The organism is Nocardioides acrostichi, assembly GCF_015319165.1.
Classification (GTDB): domain Bacteria; phylum Actinomycetota; class Actinomycetes; order Propionibacteriales; family Nocardioidaceae; genus Nocardioides; species Nocardioides acrostichi.
This window is the reverse complement of sequence record NZ_JADIVZ010000003.1, coordinates 1-18,171: the sequence shown is the minus strand read 5'-3', so window position 1 is coordinate 18,171 and position 18,171 is coordinate 1. Positions and strand designations below refer to the sequence as shown.

The following is an 18,171-nucleotide window of genomic DNA, read 5'->3' as shown; positions in this document are numbered from 1 at the left end:
ACCCAGTCAAGGGCGAGATGCGCTCCGGCGGATCACCCCGAACCGCCTGGGGCAGAGGCCCATCTCGCACGCGCAGGCTTGGGCCCCCGGTCTGGCTTCTTGGCGTCCCACGACACGTCGATCCGCTCTCGAGCACCGAAGACCGCCGGGCCGCTTCGACCAGGACCGAGACCGCCTTGCATTAGTTCGTATTGCCATCCATAATAGGTGGTACTACGAACCAAAAGGGAGCCTCGCCATGAAAGCAGCAGTCGTCACCACCTGGGGAGAAGCGCCCCGTCACACAGACGCAGCCGAGCCGGTGGCCGGCAGGGGCGAGGAGGTCGTCGAGGTACTCGCCTCCGCTGTCTCGCCGAGGGTCCGCTCGCAGGCAGCGGGCAGCCACTACACGAGCACGGACGAGTTGCCACTCATCCCCGGTATCGATGGTGTGGGCAAGCTCGCCAACGGCAAGCTGATCTACTTCCTGCTGCCCGACACGAACAAGGGCGCCATGGCAGAGCGGACTGCCGTCGACATGCGCCGCACCGTACCGTTGCCCAGGGGCGCCGACGCGGTCAAGATCGCTGCGCTGATGAACCCGGCCATGGCCTCATGGGTGGCGCTGCGTCAGCGCATCACGTTCCGTCGGGGTCAAAGTGTGCTCATCCTCGGCGCCACCGGCAACGCCGGGCGTGCCGCCATCCAAGTCGCCAAGCGACTGGGGGCCAGCCAGATCGTCGCGGTCGGCCGGGGCGCCGACAGCATGAACGACCTGACCCGGTTGGGAGCGACTCGCGTGATCGAACTGGCCGGTGACCCTGGCGAGGTGAAGCGCAATCTCGCCGGCGCCGGAGAGTCGGTCGACGTGGTCGTCGACCTTGTGTGGGGTGAGCCGACGAGAGACGCGCTCCATGCCATCATCCCGAACCGCGCCAGTGACGAGCAGGAGCTCACCTGGATCCAGATCGGCTCCGTAGCAGGACTCGAATCACCGATCCCCTCAGCAGCCCTCCGCGCGGTCAACCTGCAGATCATCGGCTCAGGCCAAGGATCGGTCCCCCACCACAGATACCGTCGCGAGATCGGTGTCCTCGCCAAGGAAATCCTCAAAGGCACCTTCGATGACTCCGGCAAAGCAGAAGAAGTCGCCCTCAAAGATGTTGAGACTGCTTGGGCCGACACCAGTAGCACCAAGCGTCTGGTCATCGTGAACCCATGACGACCTCACCAAGCACCACGACAGACGCCCCGCTCGACCTCGGCGACGATGAGGAACTGCTTGACGCAGTGGTGCAGACCGCGTTCACGGTGACATCCGTCCTGAACCGCGTCGCCGCGAAACACGATCTGTCCTTGACCCAGCTGCGCACGCTCGGCATCCTGCGGGATCGCACTCCACGGATCGCGGTCCTAGCCGACTTTCTCGGCCTGGAGAAGTCAACGATGTCGGGACTGATCAGCCGAGCCGAACAGCGCGGACTCCTTGAGCGAAGCACTGACCCCGATGATGCCCGCGCCACCATCGTCGCCATGACCGATGTCGGACTCGAGCTCGCCGACAAGGTACGAGACGAGGTACACCAGTCCCTTCGCCCGCTGCTGCGCTCGGCCATGCTCGGCGAGCACCAGTATCTAGTCGACGGCCCAGCGGCTGCCTTCGCTCTCGGCACCGGGCCGTCGGCATGATCGTCGTCTCTGGAACCTGACCTTCGCCCCACCCGCCCACAACCGGGTCACCGAACTGGCCCACACCCTGACCAGCGGCACGCTGAAAGAGCCAGGGCGTTGGACCCACCCCAAGGGCCCGCTGTTCTGCGACCGCTGCGAAGACGCCGGACTGGTCGAGCAGAGAATCGAGACGTTCTACGGCACCGTGGCCCTGACGGCTGAGTACCTGACCGATTTCGCCACCACCCTCGAGACGATGCTCAGCGACCACCGGGCCCCCTCCGGTGCGGTGGTGAGCATCAGCCCGTAGCTGGGCGGCACCAGGAACGCTGCCCCACTGCCTGCACGCAGCGTCCCGGCCGGAGGCACCGGCCTTTCGGCCGGGGCGCAGGGAGCCGGTCGATCACGTGCATCAGACACCGATCTGGAGGTCCACGACAGTGGAGCCGTCGGCGAGCGTGAACCGGTAGTGCAGATCAACCGTGCCGCCAGGAAAGTCGCCCTCAAGACGCTGGACGACGTCGTAGTGCAGCACGTCGGCCCTCGAGGCGCCGGCGACCTCGATCGTGTAGGAGTACTCGCTGGTCGCGCGTCCCAGCCAGGCACGGATCTCGGCGGTTCCGGTATATGTCTGGCCGTCGTCGGTGACGGTCGCCCCCTGCCCGAAGCAGGCCATCTCCGCATCGATGTCGTGGGCGTGATGGGCGGCGATGTGCCTCGTGATCACCGCGGGCAGGTCGGCGGGGTCGATCGGGGTCGTGTTGTTCCAGTCGATGGTGGTCATGCCTGCGAGGTTCGGCCCTCACGTAGCGGGAGGGTCAAGTCGAGGGCGGGCATGTCGAGGTCGCTTGACCCTCCCCCTGGGAGAGAGTGCATCGTCTCTGGATGAGTTCCGGACTGACGATCGGGGAGTTCGCCGCCCTGACGCATCTGAGCATCCGCACGCTGCGGCATTACCACGAGACCGGAGTACTCCAACCTGCCAGCGTCGACCCCTTCACCGGCTATCGCCACTATTCACCGGATCAGATACCACCGGCTCAGGTCATCCACCGGCTGCGCCAGCTCAACCTTCCGTTTGCCCGAGATCAAGGCGATCCTCTCCACCGACGACGCTGATCGCCGTGCCGATCTCGTGGCGGGGCACCTGAGCAGGCTCGAAGGCGAGCTCGACCGCACTCGCGCCGCGGTCGTCGCGCTCCAGCGGCTCCTGCGCCCCGACGCCGAGGCACTGGCGATCGAGCTGCGGCTCGTGCCAGAGCGCACCGTGGCAGCCGTCAGCGGAACGGTTCGCCGTGACGACGTCAACGCCTGGTACGACGCCGCGATGCGAGACCTGGACGCGGCCGTGGCTCCAGGTGACCGACTCGGGACACCCGCCGGCCGCTATGCCAACGAGCTGTTCACCGAGGGCAGCGGTGAGGTCATGGTCTTCTACCCGGTCCAGGAGATCGTCACTACCGGCCGGGTCGAGACGGTCTCCCTACCGGAAATCGAACTCGCGGTCGCCGTACACTCCGGCAGCCACGACGACATCACCGAGACCTACGGACGCCTCGGGCAGTGGGTCGTCGACCACGCCCTGGTCGTCGCGGGCCCCGTCCACGAGACGTACCTCGTCGGCCCCCGCGACAACGACGCCGAGACAACGTGGCGTACCGAGATCGGCTGGCCGATCTTCCGCATCAGCAGGAGGTGATGGGTTCTCGTCGACGGCGGATGCTGCTGCCGAACGGTCGGAATCGACGATCCGCTGGGCGGCGTGCGCGATCGGCATCCCGATCTCCAGCGGCGGGATGAACGAGGTGTCCTCTCCCTCGCCCTTCGCCAAGCCGACCGTCCGGAACTCACCGGAGCTGAGGGGATTCGAACCCCGGACCTTCTCTTCCCAGCAGGGGCGCTCAGGCACTCCCACGTTCTTCGGAGAATCTCCCTCAAACTCGGTCGATCTGGCGTCAACCTCCAAGCAGGGTTGGGTTGTCGCGTTTGAAGAGTACTGCGCATGTCGTGGCGACCGCGGTGCCGTCGGAATGTCTCGGCGCGGCTGAAGTGCCGAGTTTGTGCCGACTTTCGTCAGCTAATGGCTGGCGGGCCTGCTTCGACCAACAGCGCCGTGGCCGCCGCGACAACCTCGTCGAGATCCTCGGTCACGGTCCGCCAGACGGTCAGGTTGTTCACCTCCGCGTACCCGTGGATCAGGATGTTCCTCATGCCCACGAGCTTGTGCACGTTGGGAATGCGCTCCGTCGTCTCAGGGTCGAGGTTGCGCAGCACACTCATGGCCTCACCAGCGATCTCGAGCTGCCGCTCCACACCAGATCGCAGGAGCAGGTCACTGTCGTAGTCACCCCAGGTCTTGCCCGCGATGAAACCCTGGATCCGCTTTCCGGCCGTCGCCAGATCCCACAACAGCCCGGCGGACCTAGGCTGCATACACGTCTTCGGCAGATCGGAAAGCCTCGGCCGCGAAGTAGGGGTTCTCCACCGCGTCCGACATCACCAGGTCGACCTTCCGACCCATGACTCGCTCCAGGTCATCCCTGAGCGCAAGGTAGTTGCCCAGCAGATCGCGGACCTCGGGGAGAAAGTCGACAAGGAAGTCGACATCGCTTCGAACTGGATCGAACCCACCCGTGACCACGGACCCGAACGCCCGAAGCCGCGCCACGCCATGCCGCTCGCAGGCGCGCATGATCGCGCCGTGATCGAGAGTAAGCGTGGTGTCCACGACCACGAGTCTCCCAGATCAGCGCCCATCGCGGCAGACATCCGGTCGGGGCAGCCGCGTGACACGCTTTCCGAGGCACGTACTTGCGTCCGGCGACCCGATGACATCAGTATTCGACGGCGACGAGGTCCACCCAGACAGCACTCAACCCGGTGGGGTCGAACTCATCGGTTGAGACGATCAGGCGGGTTCGGACGCCTGGAGCAGGGACGGTCAGGACAGAGCCCCTCTGTCCATGCACACGTAGGCGAACCACCTCGGTTCGGAAAGATCTGACGATGATCGTCCTACCACCATCCGGCTCGGCCGCAGACCCTGAGGTGCCGCGTGCCGACGTCCAACTGCCGCTGCGTAGGCGGTCACACCCTCACCACTTCGCAGACGGGGCAAGACGAGCGCTTGCGCACGCCAGTTAACACCAGCGAACTGCACCCCCACTGCATCCGGGCCACTTCGACCCAAGAACGAACAAGGCCCGCAGCCTGCGTTTCTGCTGGCTACGGGCCGATTCCCACCGGTGGACCTAACAGGACAACTATCGAACCCCTCCGTCGCCCTGCAGCGGATGCTCGACGGCAAGAAATCCCAGGTCAGCCGCGCATCTACCGGAAGCGTGCCCTCTCCGAGCAAGCAGCGCCAAGTCCGCCTGTCGGACAGTCTGCAGGCCGAGCTCGTCCAGCGACACCGCGATGGCGCGTTCAAGAAGGAGCTCGCGCGGGCCTACGGAATCCACGTGGAGACGGTGCGCGCGATCATCACCCGTGCCAACAGATGCACATCCAGCAATTAGGCAGATCCATCCGAATCGCCATTTGGGCGCACAGGGAAGAAGCCGTAGCGCCCATACTCCCGAGCAGTGAAGACAACATCTACCGTCTGCTCATCAAGAGGCTCCGTCGGGTCAGTGTTCTCCATGACGATGACCTGGCCCGTGGCATTCCGTTGGATGTCGCGGTAGAACCCGTCCACCACATGGCGTGGCGGCTCCCCGTCGGCCAACGGGTCTTGGTCGGGCGGTCTGTAGGTGAGAACCGGTGTATCCAGGACGACGAAGCCGGGATGGGGGATCTCGCGATCCGAGCAATACTTCGCGAGGCTGAGACTGAAGGCTGCGTGCAAGATCGCACGCACGCCCTTGCCGTGGGCTGCCCGTAGCTGGTCACCCGCCACCACGTCCTGGGAGAGGGCGTCGTATCTAACATGGTCGGCGTCTGGGTATCCCCATGCCGCCAGCCGCTCTGAGAGTTCAACCGAGAACTCACGCTGTGCGCGAAGGCTCACCGTGGCGGCAACAGCAGCAGTCTCGGCCGTCGATTCATCGACGACGATGCGCTTCATCTTCTCCAGCGACTCGACTTGGTCGTAGAGGCTCAACGAGCGCTCGATCGAGGTGCGCTTACTGACCAACTCCTTGAGCTCTCCGTGGTCCGACGCAAGCGCTTCCTCTAGTTGCGCCAAGTCCGACTCGAGTTGTTGCCGGGTCGATTGCGATTGACCGGCCAGTCGTCGGAGTTCCTGTCGACGGCCATCGACGTCCTCGATGGTCGCACGCAGGTCCTCGGCGAGCGCTCGTGTGCGGCTAGCCTGCTCATCGACTGCAGCCCCGAAGCTCGTGGTGTCGCCTTCGCACTCGGTGTTCTTGTGCTGATCGGCGGGCTCTGCACCACAGAACGCGCAAGTTCCGGCCGTGAAGTAGCCGAGAAGCGTGCCCGCCTCACGCACAGTGGCTAAGCGTGCGAGATCAGACGAGTACCGCTGATCGAGAATCTTGAATCGGTTCTTGAGCGCAGTGGTGTCACCCCACTCGGACTCGTAAGCCGCGAAACGCCGCTGCTCGTCACCCAGGCCCTTCGTGATGCTCGAACGACGATCCACCAGCTGACTGATCGAGCCGCTCTGCTGGTCGATCGTTGCGTTGAGTCGAGCCAGTTGATCTCGGAGTTCCGATGCCTCGGGAGTGTCGGAAAGTTGGGCCTCGATCTCCTGGAGCAGCCTGTCTACGACGTCGACCTTGGCGCTGCTGAGCTTCGCCAAGTCGGACTTGGACTCGACTGCGACGAGACCGGAATCATCCTCGTTCTGAAGGAAGACCTTCAGGACAGACATCTCCTTGGTCTTGGTGACGTAGTTCCCTGTGAGCGGCGGAGACACTTCGGCCTGCATCTGCGTCTCGTCTACGACACAAAGGTGCGCGACGTTCCTGAAGCTCAGGCTGTCGGTTTCGTTACGTGCGTTTCTGCGGACCTTGCGGCCGTCGAGCCCAACCGCATCCAGCAAGTATCTGGAGAGGTTCGCAAGGGATGCGGGGTTGTGCTTCGCCGCCAACGTGTCATCGGGAACACCCAAAGGTCCGCTGCGGACGTCGTCGTAGAACACCCCGAAGTTGCCGCCGTCAACGGACCGGCTCAGGGTGACGGTGCTCGCATTCGGCAGCTGAATCCCGAGGAGCACTGTCGAGTAACCCTCTCGCTCGGGAATCTCCTTCAGTGCATTCGCGCCCAGCATGAAGTCGATCGCGTCCACAATGAAGGACTTGCCAGTGTCAGACGGCCCGCGAACCAGGGTCACTGCCGGACCAAACTCGACGGTTGCCGGCTCGACAGAGCTGCCGACAAAGGTCAAGTGGAGAAGTCTCAACTGGAGCATTGGCTAGTTCAGCTCCTCGTCGGCGGTGTGCGCGAACTCCTCGGACCAATGCATCGCCACGGACGACAGCGCAGTGCGGAGCGCGCCTTGGTCGAGGTCGCCGAAGTGATTCACGACCCAGGACGCTCGCGTGTGCAGGTCGTGGGCGTAGTCCGTCACAAGCAGCGCAGTGAACCCATCCGCAGACTCGCCCGCCCAGAACTCGATTCCTCCGTCTCCGACGCCAGCGTGTGCGAGTTGAGCACGAACCATGACTTCGAGGCCGGCCTCAATCGCCTCACGCTTGATGCCCAACTCGCCGGCTCGGATCGGCACCGCAGGGTGAAGGCTCTCAGGCCCACCGAGATCGGCGCTGTGAAGTAGCGAATGATCCAGGAGGACCAGCTGGTTGAGGTCGAGTCGCTGAGGGAACGCCTCCTTCAGCAGCATCAGCACTCGAAGACCCACCTCGACAGGACTGTTTAGTGGCTTCACGACTGCTCACCTGGCGTCCAAGTAAGGCGCTCGTCGTTGGCAAGCTGATGACAGATCCCTTTGCGCGCCTGCGGACCGGCCCAAGACACCAGCGGATGGGAGGTGAGATCCACGAGCGTCGAGTGCTCCAGGACCGCCGTCAGACGCTTCATCCCCGACCCGTGCTCCGCGGACGAGGTTTCGATCACTCCGTCGTGGACGTCGTCCTGGAGACGCTCGAACGTGCCCTCCGGCACCGCGTCACGAGCGTCCATCCGCAAAGACTCGGCGGCATAGAACGAGTATCTCTGGCGCTTGAAATGGTCCCCAAAACGCGGATGCGAGCCGAAGGTGGCCGCATCAGTCAAATCGTCTGAACATGACTCGGCATAGACTTTTCGAAGCTCCGAGACGTAGTTGACCTCGTGATCACCCAGCTCTTTCGGGGGTTCGGAGAACGCCGAAGGAGCAGGCAAGTGGGCGCCACCAAAGCGCGCCACGTAGTACGCTGTTGTCTGGTGCACGGCTAGCGCCTCGTGCAACTCGACGGACTTGAACATCGAGAAGTCAGACTCTTCAGCCAGCTTCCGCACTCGACTCAACAGAGCCGCATCCATGCCGCTCGTCAGGCTCGTGCCGTCGGCGATCGCCTCAAGGAACTTCACGCGAAGCTTCGTTGGCTTACTGAGCAATCTATTTAGGCTCGTGCCACACCCCTGAGGCGCGAGGAAGCGGTACGAGTCGGGAAGCACGTAGTCGCCTGCGTCCACGTGGACAAACATCTTGAGGATCTCGGGCCAGGCATCTGATGGGGCGATCGGGCCCGCATAGTGCTTCCCCTGGAAGCAATCCCACGGTCCCTCCAGTCCGGCGTCTGACTTGAACCCGGCCACGTCGATGCCCTGATCACCCGAGCCGCCCAGCCGCTTAACCTGGGTGTACGACTCGTGAAGCCCCAGGGCCCACTCTTTGATGAACTCCTCCCAGTCGCCGCTGGAGTAGAAGAAGATTCGTTGAGCTGGGGGCACTGGAGGCCCCGTGTGTGTGGGCTGAGGGCCCACCGAGGGAATGGGCATGTCCGAGATCAGGACATCCTGCGTCGACGTCGTCATCTCAATCACCCCCGTTTCGTCCGCGCGTCCTGTCAGAACTCTATGGGGCATCGGCGCCATCCGGCGGGATGTTGCGTACAACGCATCCTGGCGGCACCGGTGATGAATCACCCGTCCAGGTCACCGTGCGTTGTAGTACCCCCGGTGGGTGTTGGCCTTGATGAACTCCAGGAGGATCTCGCGGGAGACGTACTTGCAGTTCCCGATGGCGACCCACTCGATGTCGCCCTGGACGGTCATCTGGTATAGCGTCGAGTAGCTGATCCCGAGCGACTTGGCGGCATCCTTGAGGCTGAGGAGCATCGGGCCATCCGCTGAGAGATGCGTCGGCCCAATCACGGTCGTCTGCTCGGCCTCGACGACATCGATCTCCGACATGGTCGTCTTCCACGATCCGAAGTAGCCGTAGGGACGGTCGAACTCAGCCTGCACCTTCTCGGCAGCAACTTCCTCGCTGGTGGCACGGATGAACCGCTCGGCGACCTGCACCCTGGTGACGACGACCTTGTAGCGCATGTAGGTCTCCTTGATCTCGCGCTTCGTTTGCTTGACGGCAGGCGGCTTCTTGGTGGCCGGGACTCGACGCATTTGGCGGGCCGTCGCGTCAGGAGTCGGCGGCGCAGCGGGCGGACGCCCGCGTCCTCGTGGCCGCGCTGGGTCGTCGTCGGATGCTGCGTCCATCTCAGCGTCGGGGCGAGGCATGGGCTGACCGTGAGCCAGGTAGTACTCCCCTGCCTCGGTGATCTCGGCCGTCCAGACCTTGTTCTTCCGGCCAACGTGCGCCAGGCCACGGCTGGCCAGGGCCCGGGCTGTGTGCTTGTGCGTCTCGTCGGGCCAGTCGCGCGGCGGGCACCTGGCCCCGATCCACTTGAGTACGTCGAACTGACGTTCCGTCAGCCTAAGGACCCGAGACACGGGCCGTAGTCGATCACGCGCAGAGGCAATAGCTAGACTGCGGCACCCTTGCGGCGTCTTGTGCTCGCGGTGGGAGCGACTCCATGAGGCACGTCGTTGAGGGGACGCCGTCGACAAGATCTGCCTCGTCGAATCACCGGAAAGGGCTTGCCGCATGGGAATGAGCGCGACACAACTCGGGTCGTTCTTCGGTCGCGGCGGTGCTGCGATGAACGTGCTGCTACACGAGCACGGGTTCATCGAGGGCGGCCCCGGCGCGTGGCGTCCGACCGAACTCGGGCAGCAGTTCGCGAAGTGGGTCGATAAGGACAACGGGTACGGCGGGTACGCGCACCGAGCCTGGTCCTGGCTCACATGGAACGACGACGTCGTTGATGCGCTGAAGGCGAGCATCAAGGCGAACCCGGATGGCATCCTGCCCGCGGCGCCGCCCGAGGTCGTCACTTCGGCCGTCGCCGGTGTGAAGGCCGCCGCCAACAACCCTGGGTCCGGCAAGGGTAAGTGGATTGTCCTTGGCCTCCTGGGAGCAGCCGCTGTCGCCACCCCAGTCATCAGGTACGTCCGCGGTAAGGACTCAGTTGAGCCCGAAGCGTCGGCGCACCCCGCCACTCGCGATCCCGAGGATCCGGGTGCCACCGAACCCACAGGGGCGCCCGAAGGAGATCTTGAGTAGGACGAAGCCCGGCAGCAGGGTCACGCCCCAACGATGTACTGCTCGTCAGGCGGGTAGAAGTCGAAACTGAGCGGCACCAGATCGTCATCATCTGGCTCCCACGCATAGAGCCGCAGCTCGCCGCTCGCAGGGTCGACATCCCCGGCAGCGTTCAACGTGATGCCCGAGACGATGCCCATGACGCACTCTCCGGGGTGCTCGCGAGCGAAGGCGACCTCGTTGCGCGTCACGATCACCCTCTCCCCCGCCGTGGTCGTTCCCTTGGCTTCGAGGTAGAGCACGTCACCGCCTTTGGTGGCTTTGGCATCGAATGGATTGCCGTACCGGAGGTCCTCGACCGTCCAGCCTTCGTCCTCGTAACGCTCAGTCAGGCGTGCCTGGGCCAGGTCTTCGATCTGTTTGCGGAGCTTGGCGTCGAGTCGTCGTCCCTGCCCCTCTCCGGCCGAACCAGTGACCGTTGGCGACGCGACGGTTCCGCCCCCGACCGACGCGACGTGCGCTGCCCAGAGCTTCTCCAGCTCCCCGACGACAGCAGGCTTGACCTGAGTCCCGCTGGCCTGTGGCTCCCATTGACCTGCGGGCAGCTGCTCAAGCAACTCCGTGGTCGGCAGCGGATACTCGGGATCGATCACCGTGTCCCACAGAACGTCGGCGTAGTTGGCCAACCGTCCCGCGCCATCCCAATGGTCGGCCTGGAAAACGCTCGAGGTGAACGTGCCGCTCGCGAAGATGCCACGCGCCGGAACGTCCTGCCGCAGCAGGAAGGCCCGGTCACCGGGGACGATCTTCTTCTTGGTGCCTCCGGTCGACCACCGGCCCTCCACGGGATGGCCGTCGGCCGTCGCGTCGATCCACTCAGCGAGGAGATCCGGATCGATCTCCCACTTCTTCGGGTTGTTGGTGAGGAGGAACGCGTCCACACTCGCGGCGCCCTCGGGGTCGTCGATGTACTCAATCGGGGTGCGGTGAGCCGGCGCCGGCAGACTGAGGAAGGCCTCTCGCACTGGATCGCCTGGGGGCAGTACGCGTCCCTGCAGCGACCACTTCTGCGCAGCCTTGCCCGGGTTGGACTCTCGCTGCCGGCCAGTCAGCTCGGCGACCACCCGTATCTGCCCGTCGTACGACAGAGTGGCGTAGCGCTCGTCGTCGACACGATCTGAGAACGTGTGACGGCCTCGGTTGTGGTCCCAGTTGTCCTGGTCGGAGGCATCTTCGTCCCAGCCCGCCCAGGTGCGACCCATCGAGTCGGTCGCCGTATCGATGTCGAACTTCGCCTTGACCTTGATGTTGACGGCCACGTCAGTCATCCCCCTCCGGTTGCGTGAGCGCCGGGCGAGTCTTCGCGACTAGGACTTCCTGCTGTAGCTCCGCGAGATCGATGAGGACGCCCGCATGCAGCGCTGCCGTAGCGGCCAAGTTGAGCGCCCGCTGCGGTGCGCACGCCACGTCGGAGCTGGCCTCGCCACAAGCAGCCACCTCCAAGAGTTCCTCGAACCGCCGCGCGGCCGCGAGCGCATCTGCGTGATCCTGGAGGCCATCGACTGGTTCGGGCTTGCCGTCGCTCGTGACCATGGCTTCCGCGACCAGCAGATTGGCCGCTCCCGCCAACAGTACGGAGATCTGCGTAGTGGCTCTGACATCTCCGTCGGCGTGTAGCTGCAGATAGTGGAGCACCCAGGTCAGTTGCACCAGCCCCGTCGCCAGCGCTCCGGTGCCCGCACCGGCGCTCCATGATCGATTGCCCTCGCCCGTCCGCGCTCGTCCGAGGTCAGTCCAGCCCGCTTCAGAGACGTCCGGGATGGGGACCGACAGCGGGCACTCAAACACCAGTGCCACACGGTCACCTCGATTGAGTACGGCGACGAGGGCATCCCCAAGTTGGCTCGGGTCGTCCTGTCCGCGCTGTTGGGCATCGGCCGTCGACCAGGAGAATCCGCCCTTACGACGAACGGAGCCGACGTCCACGCCGAAGACGCGAATGGGGCTGGCTGCTGGTGTAGTCATCAGAACGGGGGCTCGTCGGAAGTGGACCACGGCGACGCGACAGATGGCGGCAAGGCTCCCTCTGGGAGCGGCAGGTTGGTGACCACGTAGAGATTGAGGATGTCCTCGCGGTCCATGAACAGGATCTGGCTGCGTTTGGCGGCGTCGAGCGCGTTGCCAAGCCAGTTGCGCGCCTGCTTGGTGATCTCACCGCCAGCCACGATGAACGCGTGATCGACGAGTACCCGCCGATTCACCTCGGGGTCGAAGATCTCGTGGGCGAGCATCATGAGCGCCTGGTTGTGAATCTCGGCCATATTGGCGTTGCCGGTCTTGGTCACTCCCGAGGCATCGAGCTTGCCCTTCTTGGCCTGGATGCCGAAGTACAGAACGTGCTGAGTTGGCAGGGTGTAGCGCATCCAAATGTCCTTGCCGTACTCCAGCGCCTTGTCCCTGTGGCCAGCCGCCGTGATCCGGTGGAAGCCGAGCTGACGAAATAGCGGAAGCAGGACATCTTCGATCAGATCATCCTCGCTGCAGCCATCGAGGAAGGCAGAAAGCTGTTCTCGGCGCTCCATCTCGACCTTGCTGAACGGGCGGTGCGGGTTCGCCGACAGCACCGTGACCGCCTGGGTGCCGACGTGGCGCAGGTAGCAGTGGTTGTCCTCGCCGTAGAACGCCTCGAAGCCCTCACGCCCGAGGACCTCGTTCAGCTGGGCGAGCGCGCGCGGTCGATCCGGACCTTCGTTGAGCCGGTCCGCTGGGCTCATGAGCTGGTCGACGAGGCGGCAGAAGGTCTCGGGTGGATGCGTCGGGCCGTCGTGCGGCTCGGCGAGCATCTCGTCCAGCACGTCGGCAACCCAGCGGTGACGAGTCGACCCGTCGTGCTGGTACTCCGTATCCAGCTCTTGGAAGAACTCCGTGATGTAGCTGCTGGAGCGGTACGGGAAGTACTTGGCCTCATCCTCGTGCTCGGCGTCGTCGCGACCAGTGTTTCCGACGACGAGATCGCCGAGTGCCTCAAGGTTGCGTCGTTTGAACTTCATTTCTCGCCTTCCAGCCCAGCGGACCTCCCCGCGTAGCGCTTCCGCAGCGCCGACAGCTCCCGGCGCAGCGGGGTCTTCTCGACCTTGGCCAGGTTGAGGGGCGGATCGAGTTCGAGGAGAACCTCGGTCTCCAGGTCACCAAGGGAGTCAACATCGGGGTACGGCACCAGAACCACGCGCAGGTGCGCATGCATCCACCGAGTCAGCTGTTCCTCGTCGATGGCTGCCTGCCCATACGCACTCGCAAGAACCGATCCCAGGCTACGGCGAAGGGTGGAGAACTCGTGCTTCTTGCCGAGATGCATCGTGGCGATCCGACCCCAGAGCGTGTTCGAGGACGACGAACCACCGCTCCTGGTCGCTCCGGCCAGGCCGGCGTAGATGAGCCCAGGATCGACTTGGTGTCCGAGGCCGCTCGTGAGGTCGAGCGCCCCACTGTCATCCACCCACCAGCTGTAGAGCCCCGGGACGCGGAACCCCGCTCCTCCGCTAGCGCGGACCTGGTCGAGCGTCATGGCCGCATCTGGGTCGCGTAGCTGCGTCAGGATCGTCGAAGCAGCCACGGGAGCACCCGGTTCATGTTGGAGGTACCACGACAGGCGACGCCCGAAGGACAGCCCCGCCAGCTGGTCGAGCACCTCAGCGCCACGTCGGCGAAGCGGCCCCTCGGCAGACGCCACGTAGGTAGATCCAGCGTGCACGTCGACTACCAACCCGTCGAGCGACCCAATCGCCTCTTGCAGCTGCGCGGCGGCCTTCTCGCCCCACCCCCGGCGGTACTCATGCGTCGTGTCGGGCAGGTAGCGCTCGTACGGCTCGAGCCAATCGTCAGGGGCAACGAGGCCGTGCTCAGCCGACAGAATGAACCACGGGAGGCCCGTGGCTTCGGCGTAGCTGCGCATCTTGGCGAAGTAGTCGGAGACGTAGAGATCTCTGGCCGGCGCCCCGTGGTCGAGCTTGGTCTTGACGCAGCCGACGAGGACGACGTCCGCGACGGTTTGCTGCGGAGAGGTCCCGGGCTCAGTCTTCGCCGATTCCGAGGACCGAGTTGCAACGGCCGAAGTGGCGATAGCCGCAGCGCCGCTCCCGATAGTGAAGCCGAGCCTTGCCAACAGTCGTCGGCTGTTCTGCGACTGGAAGTCCCGCTTCGGGAGACCGGTCGCCAGAGCCAGGACTTGTTTGACAGGCCAGCGGGCGCCGTCGATCTCGACCCAATAGGTGTCGACCGGTTCAGGGTGGTGCTGAGCGATCCGGCTCCGAACGTCATCGTTCGAAAGGTCGAACTGACGGCCAGCCAGGGTGAACGAAATCGCTACCACCAGCCACTCCTCACACCCCACAGATCCGTCACTGCAGCCATGACTAGGGCATCGCCTTCAGGCCACGACGACTCGACAGGAGCGCCACGTCCTTGCGGTTGGCATCTCGCTTCAGGCTGCTCAGGACCGAGTGCTCGGTCTCGGGAGTCCAGAAGATCTGCAGGTTCCGGCGGGCTCTGGTGATGGCTGTGTAGAAGATGTTGTGCGAGATGTCGTCCTCGTTGGCGTCGGTGATCACGACCTTGACAGAGTCGTACTCCAGGCCCTGCGCCTTGTGGATCGACACCGCGTATGCGACCTGGAACGGCACCGTCCCGGTCGTCGAATCGTCATCGTCGTCGCCGGTTCCGCGCTCGTAGACATCGAACTGGACGATTGAGTCCTTTACGTAGCGCAGGTTGATGCCATCGACGTCGAGAGCGGACACGGGCGTGTCGAGCGAGACGTCGAACTGTATGCGCCCAGCGAAGGCCTGGATGTCGACGATCGTGCCCTTGAGGTTGTTGTAGATCGTCGGTCGGAAGCGGTCGGTCTCGTTGAAGAGCACCGGGTCGCCGACCTTGAAGGTCGACGCACCCCAGATGGTCGCGGCGCCTGTATTGCTGCTCTGCAGGAAGCGGTTGACATTGTTGATCCCGTAGAGCCCGTCGTAGTTCAGACACAGCACGATCTCGTCACTATGGCGCCGAGTGAACAGACTCTGGTCGAGTACCGTCGAGTAGCTGTTGCGCGCCAAGGTCTCGGCGATATCGGGCTTCAGGTCGCGCACTGTCGACCAGAGGTCAAGCAGATCCGTGTTCGTCGTCCGGAAGGGCGTGGTCAGTTCGAAGACGGCAGATGCCGGCACGAACGAGCGAGCAAGGGAGAACCAGTTGCCGAACTGGATCGACTCGATCTGGAAGACATCGCCCACCAGCACGAGGAGCTTGAAGGAAGTCCGCTCCAGCACCTTCAGTAGGTCGGCGTTGCTGACCGTGCTGCACTCGTCGATCACCAGCACGTCGTAGTTGGTCGCATCTCCTCGACGGATGTGGCTGCTGATCGTGCTGAAGGTTGCGTTCTGCGCATTCACTCGCCGCTTGAGGTTGTCGACGGCTGGGTTCGTATGCGCGAGAAAGAGCTTGTCCTTGGCGTTGAAGTAGTGGGCGATCAGGCTGACCATGGTCGACTTGCCGGTACCTGCCGCGCCGTAGATCAGTGCCACCTGCGAGTCGACGAACAGCTTCTCCAAGGCATGCGCCTTGAGCGGATCGTCGGTCGCCGTAGTCGTCTGGGCCAGCCACTGCCGGGCCGCACTGTCGTGCCCAGCCACACCGGTGGCCGCGTGCTTCTGCAGTTCCTCGATGATCGAGACCGTGCCGTCCTCATAGTCCCGGATGAAGACGTGGCCCTTGTCCTTCACAAGCCTGCGGCCGGTGTGCTTGTAGTAGATCTTCCCGTTGTAGGTCGCGATCAGCTGGTCGACGTCGCCCAGATCCATCAACTCAGACTCGGGTGTGTAGAGCAGCCCGCGGTCCTCTACGTTCCGCTTGACGCGGCGCGCCAGCAGCTCGTGGGTTCGGCCCGTGATGTCGAGACTGGCCGCGACGTCCGCGAACCGTGGATTATGCCGGTACAAGGAGGTGCAGAACGGCATCCGATCGAAAGGGCGGCAACCCTGCTCCAGGTGGAGATTCGACAGGCCGGTGCAGGCGTCGAACGCGTATTGCAGTTTGATGAGTTGGTTGTTCATCCGAAGCATTAGGTAGCGCAGCACGTTGATCCCGGGAGCGTTCGCCTGATTCAGCTGGCGCGCCTGGTCAAGCATCGGGAAGATCTGCGGCTGCTTCGATCGCTTGGTCGCCCAGGCCTTCAGAGCCCCGTAGGCGGCATCCGGCATGTCGACGATGTCGAGCAGGCTTGAGGATGTGCGGGTTAGATACTGCATCAGGTTGCGGTACTCGGAACTACCCGTGGACATTTTCACCGGCTGGTCGAGGATCCGCGCGAAGTTGTCGAACTCGCACGGGCGGATAGACACCTCCCACTCCCGGATGAGCGTGATCGGCATCGTCTGACCGAGGACGTTGATCGAGTCGCTTTCCAGGACCATGTTCGCCGCGTACTTGTCGGTGATGTCGATGTCGGTGAACCCGATGATGCGATCGAACTTGCTGACCCTGTTGACCGCGTTGTAGAAGGTCACCTCGTAGTAGACGTGCCCGTCGGCGTAGAACGGCCGCACCGAGTGGATGTAGTACCGATCCTTGCGGTTCTGGCTCGGCGGGCCTGCCTGTGCTGCCTTGAGGCGCCCGGCGATCTTCTGGTGGTACTCGCGGAGCGACGGATCCAGGTCGACGGGAAAGTCTTCGAGGTTGTCCAGGATCGTGAGCCCGAACTGAGTGTTCACCACGTCCCGGGTGCGCAGCAGGTAGTCGAAGTACTTCAGCATCAGGCGCTCGGACGGATCGCCACCCATCGTGTAGTGCGATGCGCTGATTTGCAGCAGCTTGTGGAAGCGCGAGAGGAAGTTGAGCTGCCCCCTCCCCCCAACGTGGGCCATGGCCGCCCCTACAGCCGAGTATTGAAACTCGCCGTCGCCGCGACCTACGTGAAGCCTGACCGCGACGCCTTCGATGAGGTTGCGGAGCTGGCTCAGAATGTTCTGTGCCAGGAGGGGTCGGTCGTGATTGAGTGCCGAGATGTTGGCCGAGATCGCATCAGCAGCACTCTGAATCTGCTGATCTACCGTGCTCATGTTGGCTTCCCCGTTCTGCCGCCATCTTGGCGTGCATCCAGTCCGTTCCTATTCCCACCCTGACGTCGATCTCGCGTGCGCAAGCATGGCCTGCACGACAGGCGGCAGGAGTTCGCGCACACCGTGGGTATCGACCTCATGAGCGAGGATCCTCCAGGACTGCAGTCGGACAGCCTCGGCTGTCGTGCCGTACAGACGAGCGAGTGCCTGTTCGACGTCCAACGTCGCGCCGGGCTGGCTCGGGTCGCCGCCGCGATTGCCGCTTGGGTGATCAGTCTCCGGAAGAATCGAATTCAGCGGAACCCCTGAGGCCTTCAGCTTCGACACGTCCATGCTGCGGTTGACGGAGAACAGGCATCCGAGCTCGAGGGCCCGCCTCGTCTCACCAGCCGACCCGAGCCACCAATGCAGGATCACGCCTCGTGCGCCCGATGCCTTGATGAGATCGAGGGTCTGCGCCGCCGCGCGCCGACTGTGCACGGATACGAGTCGTGGCGTCCTTGCCATCTGTTCAAGGACCGACGCGAAGACTGCAGCTTGCTCCTCCATTGGGGCGCGTGACGTGCCGTCCAGCCCGACCTCGCCGACATACGCGGTGGACGCAAGAAGCGAAGCGAACCGATCGGCATCGTAAGCGCGTTGCGCTGCGGCAACGCCGGGATGACAGCCGAGACCCCAGACGGTCACCGCATCGGTTCTCCTGCGAGCCTGTTCGAACTCCTCGGCGCTCCGGGTGGCAACAAAGACCACCGCCCCGAGGGATTCGAGCGTGCGCGGGAGGAGAGTCCCGTGGAGTGGTGGGGTTTGAGGACCGGCGTGGTGGCGTGAAGTAGGCGGCCATCGGCGGAATCTTCGGTGTGAAACGACCAAGTCACGCACTGAAGGAGAACCACCGATGGCCTTGTCCCA

At 64.0% G+C, this 18,171-nt stretch carries 19 protein-coding genes; 6 read left to right on the top strand and 13 right to left on the bottom strand.

All coding sequences use genetic code 11. The features are described 5' to 3' along the window. Positions 1 to 238: 238 nt before the first annotated feature. Both ISG29_RS07890 and ISG29_RS07885 read left to right on the top strand, forming a co-directional pair. Positions 239 to 1,201 carry a quinone oxidoreductase family protein gene (locus tag ISG29_RS07890; protein WP_194502884.1) on the top strand — a complete coding sequence of 321 codons (963 nt, stop codon included), beginning with the start codon at positions 239 to 241 and terminating at the stop codon, positions 1,199 to 1,201. Continuing rightward, positions 1,198 to 1,668, top strand: a complete 471-nt coding sequence (locus ISG29_RS07885) for a MarR family winged helix-turn-helix transcriptional regulator (RefSeq protein ID WP_194502883.1) — start codon at positions 1,198 to 1,200, stop codon at positions 1,666 to 1,668. Before ISG29_RS07890 ends, ISG29_RS07885 begins: the two co-directional genes overlap by 4 nt. Positions 1,669 to 2,062: 394 nt before the next feature. On the opposite strand, the gene ISG29_RS07880 is transcribed toward ISG29_RS07885, so the two are convergent. Next, positions 2,063 to 2,434 (bottom strand): nuclear transport factor 2 family protein, encoded by a 372-nt coding sequence (locus ISG29_RS07880; RefSeq protein ID WP_194502882.1) that lies wholly within the window; start codon positions 2,432 to 2,434, stop codon positions 2,063 to 2,065. A 101-nt stretch (positions 2,435 to 2,535) separates the two neighbouring features. On the opposite strand from ISG29_RS07880, the gene ISG29_RS20750 reads away from it, so the two are divergent. Both ISG29_RS20750 and ISG29_RS07875 read left to right on the top strand, forming a co-directional pair. Continuing rightward, positions 2,536 to 2,769, top strand: coding sequence for a MerR family DNA-binding transcriptional regulator (locus tag ISG29_RS20750; protein ID WP_235958860.1), 234 nt, complete (start codon positions 2,536 to 2,538; stop codon positions 2,767 to 2,769). Then, on the top strand, positions 2,729 to 3,349 hold the full coding sequence (locus ISG29_RS07875; RefSeq protein ID WP_235958856.1) for a GyrI-like domain-containing protein: 621 nt from the start codon (positions 2,729 to 2,731) through the stop codon (positions 3,347 to 3,349). Before ISG29_RS20750 ends, ISG29_RS07875 begins: the two co-directional genes overlap by 41 nt. A 374-nt stretch (positions 3,350 to 3,723) precedes the next feature. Here ISG29_RS07875 and ISG29_RS07870 read toward each other — a convergent pair whose 3' ends face one another. Together ISG29_RS07870 and ISG29_RS07865 are read right to left on the bottom strand one after the other, a co-directional pair. Beyond that, on the bottom strand, positions 3,724 to 4,083 hold the full coding sequence (locus ISG29_RS07870) for a HepT-like ribonuclease domain-containing protein (RefSeq protein WP_194502881.1): 360 nt from the start codon (positions 4,081 to 4,083) through the stop codon (positions 3,724 to 3,726). Next, positions 4,073 to 4,378 (bottom strand): nucleotidyltransferase family protein, encoded by a 306-nt coding sequence (locus tag ISG29_RS07865; RefSeq protein ID WP_207792897.1) that lies wholly within the window; start codon positions 4,376 to 4,378, stop codon positions 4,073 to 4,075. Before ISG29_RS07865 ends, ISG29_RS07870 begins: the two co-directional genes overlap by 11 nt. Positions 4,379 to 4,943: 565 nt before the next feature. Here ISG29_RS07865 and ISG29_RS07860 point away from each other — a divergent pair. Next, positions 4,944 to 5,168: a helix-turn-helix domain-containing protein gene (locus tag ISG29_RS07860; RefSeq protein ID WP_194502880.1), complete on the top strand. Its 225-nt coding sequence runs from the start codon at positions 4,944 to 4,946 to the stop codon at positions 5,166 to 5,168. On the opposite strand, the gene ISG29_RS07855 is transcribed toward ISG29_RS07860, so the two are convergent. From ISG29_RS07855 to ISG29_RS07840, 4 genes are all read right to left on the bottom strand, one after another. Further along, on the bottom strand, positions 5,165 to 7,000 hold the full coding sequence (locus tag ISG29_RS07855; protein WP_194502879.1) for a hypothetical protein: 1,836 nt from the start codon (positions 6,998 to 7,000) through the stop codon (positions 5,165 to 5,167). The genes ISG29_RS07860 and ISG29_RS07855 overlap by 4 nt on opposite strands. 27 nt (positions 7,001 to 7,027) lie before the next feature. Continuing rightward, a complete protein-coding gene (locus ISG29_RS07850; protein ID WP_328828396.1) occupies positions 7,028 to 7,498 on the bottom strand; it encodes an ABC-three component system middle component 2 in 471 nt (156 codons plus the stop codon). After that, positions 7,495 to 8,589 (bottom strand): ABC-three component system protein, encoded by a 1,095-nt coding sequence (locus ISG29_RS07845; RefSeq protein WP_328828650.1) that lies wholly within the window; start codon positions 8,587 to 8,589, stop codon positions 7,495 to 7,497. Before ISG29_RS07845 ends, ISG29_RS07850 begins: the two co-directional genes overlap by 4 nt. Before the next feature lie 120 nt (positions 8,590 to 8,709). Beyond that, positions 8,710 to 9,105 (bottom strand): helix-turn-helix domain-containing protein, encoded by a 396-nt coding sequence (locus ISG29_RS07840; protein ID WP_194502876.1) that lies wholly within the window; start codon positions 9,103 to 9,105, stop codon positions 8,710 to 8,712. A 559-nt stretch (positions 9,106 to 9,664) separates the two neighbouring features. Between ISG29_RS07840 and ISG29_RS07835 the strand changes: the two genes are divergently transcribed. Next, complete coding sequence (locus ISG29_RS07835) at positions 9,665 to 10,177, top strand: hypothetical protein (protein WP_207792896.1); 513 nt, start codon at positions 9,665 to 9,667, stop codon at positions 10,175 to 10,177. A gap of 20 nt (positions 10,178 to 10,197) precedes the next feature. On the opposite strand, the gene ISG29_RS07830 is transcribed toward ISG29_RS07835, so the two are convergent. The 6 genes from ISG29_RS07830 to ISG29_RS07805 are packed head-to-tail and all read right to left on the bottom strand — an operon-like array spanning position 10,198 to position 18,012. Then, positions 10,198 to 11,475, bottom strand: coding sequence for a DUF3883 domain-containing protein (locus ISG29_RS07830; RefSeq protein ID WP_194502874.1), 1,278 nt, complete (start codon positions 11,473 to 11,475; stop codon positions 10,198 to 10,200). 1 nt (position 11,476) lies between these two features. After that, entirely contained in the window at positions 11,477 to 12,142 is a 666-nt protein-coding gene (locus tag ISG29_RS07825; RefSeq protein WP_194502873.1) for a hypothetical protein, read from the bottom strand. Between the two features lie 38 nt (positions 12,143 to 12,180). After that, positions 12,181 to 13,206 carry a PDDEXK family nuclease gene (locus tag ISG29_RS07820; RefSeq protein ID WP_194502872.1) on the bottom strand — a complete coding sequence of 342 codons (1,026 nt, stop codon included), beginning with the start codon at positions 13,204 to 13,206 and terminating at the stop codon, positions 12,181 to 12,183. Continuing rightward, positions 13,203 to 14,525 (bottom strand): DUF6884 domain-containing protein, encoded by a 1,323-nt coding sequence (locus tag ISG29_RS07815; protein ID WP_194502871.1) that lies wholly within the window; start codon positions 14,523 to 14,525, stop codon positions 13,203 to 13,205. Before ISG29_RS07815 ends, ISG29_RS07820 begins: the two co-directional genes overlap by 4 nt. Before the next feature lie 43 nt (positions 14,526 to 14,568). Continuing rightward, positions 14,569 to 17,262 (bottom strand): ATP-dependent DNA helicase, encoded by a 2,694-nt coding sequence (locus tag ISG29_RS07810; protein ID WP_194502870.1) that lies wholly within the window; start codon positions 17,260 to 17,262, stop codon positions 14,569 to 14,571. 48 nt (positions 17,263 to 17,310) lie between these two features. Then, positions 17,311 to 18,012, bottom strand: a complete 702-nt coding sequence (locus tag ISG29_RS07805; protein WP_194502869.1) for a TatD family hydrolase — start codon at positions 18,010 to 18,012, stop codon at positions 17,311 to 17,313. Positions 18,013 to 18,171: the final 159 nt, after the last annotated feature.

Coding starts and splice junctions, on each gene's coding strand:
- ISG29_RS07890 (WP_194502884.1), top strand. CDS start 239: ATGAAAGCAGCAGTCGTCACCACCTGGGGAGAAGCGCCCCGTCACACA.
- ISG29_RS07885 (WP_194502883.1), top strand. CDS start 1,198: ATGACGACCTCACCAAGCACCACGACAGACGCCCCGCTCGACCTCGGC.
- ISG29_RS07880 (WP_194502882.1), bottom strand. CDS start 2,434: ATGACCACCATCGACTGGAACAACACGACCCCGATCGACCCCGCCGAC.
- ISG29_RS20750 (WP_235958860.1), top strand. CDS start 2,536: ATGAGTTCCGGACTGACGATCGGGGAGTTCGCCGCCCTGACGCATCTG.
- ISG29_RS07870 (WP_194502881.1), bottom strand. CDS start 4,083: ATGCAGCCTAGGTCCGCCGGGCTGTTGTGGGATCTGGCGACGGCCGGA.
- ISG29_RS07860 (WP_194502880.1), top strand. CDS start 4,944: ATGCTCGACGGCAAGAAATCCCAGGTCAGCCGCGCATCTACCGGAAGC.
- ISG29_RS07845 (WP_328828650.1), bottom strand. CDS start 8,589: ATGACGACGTCGACGCAGGATGTCCTGATCTCGGACATGCCCATTCCC.
- ISG29_RS07840 (WP_194502876.1), bottom strand. CDS start 9,105: ATGCGCTACAAGGTCGTCGTCACCAGGGTGCAGGTCGCCGAGCGGTTC.
- ISG29_RS07835 (WP_207792896.1), top strand. CDS start 9,665: ATGAGCGCGACACAACTCGGGTCGTTCTTCGGTCGCGGCGGTGCTGCG.
- ISG29_RS07820 (WP_194502872.1), bottom strand. CDS start 13,206: ATGAAGTTCAAACGACGCAACCTTGAGGCACTCGGCGATCTCGTCGTC.
- ISG29_RS07810 (WP_194502870.1), bottom strand. CDS start 17,262: ATGAGCACGGTAGATCAGCAGATTCAGAGTGCTGCTGATGCGATCTCG.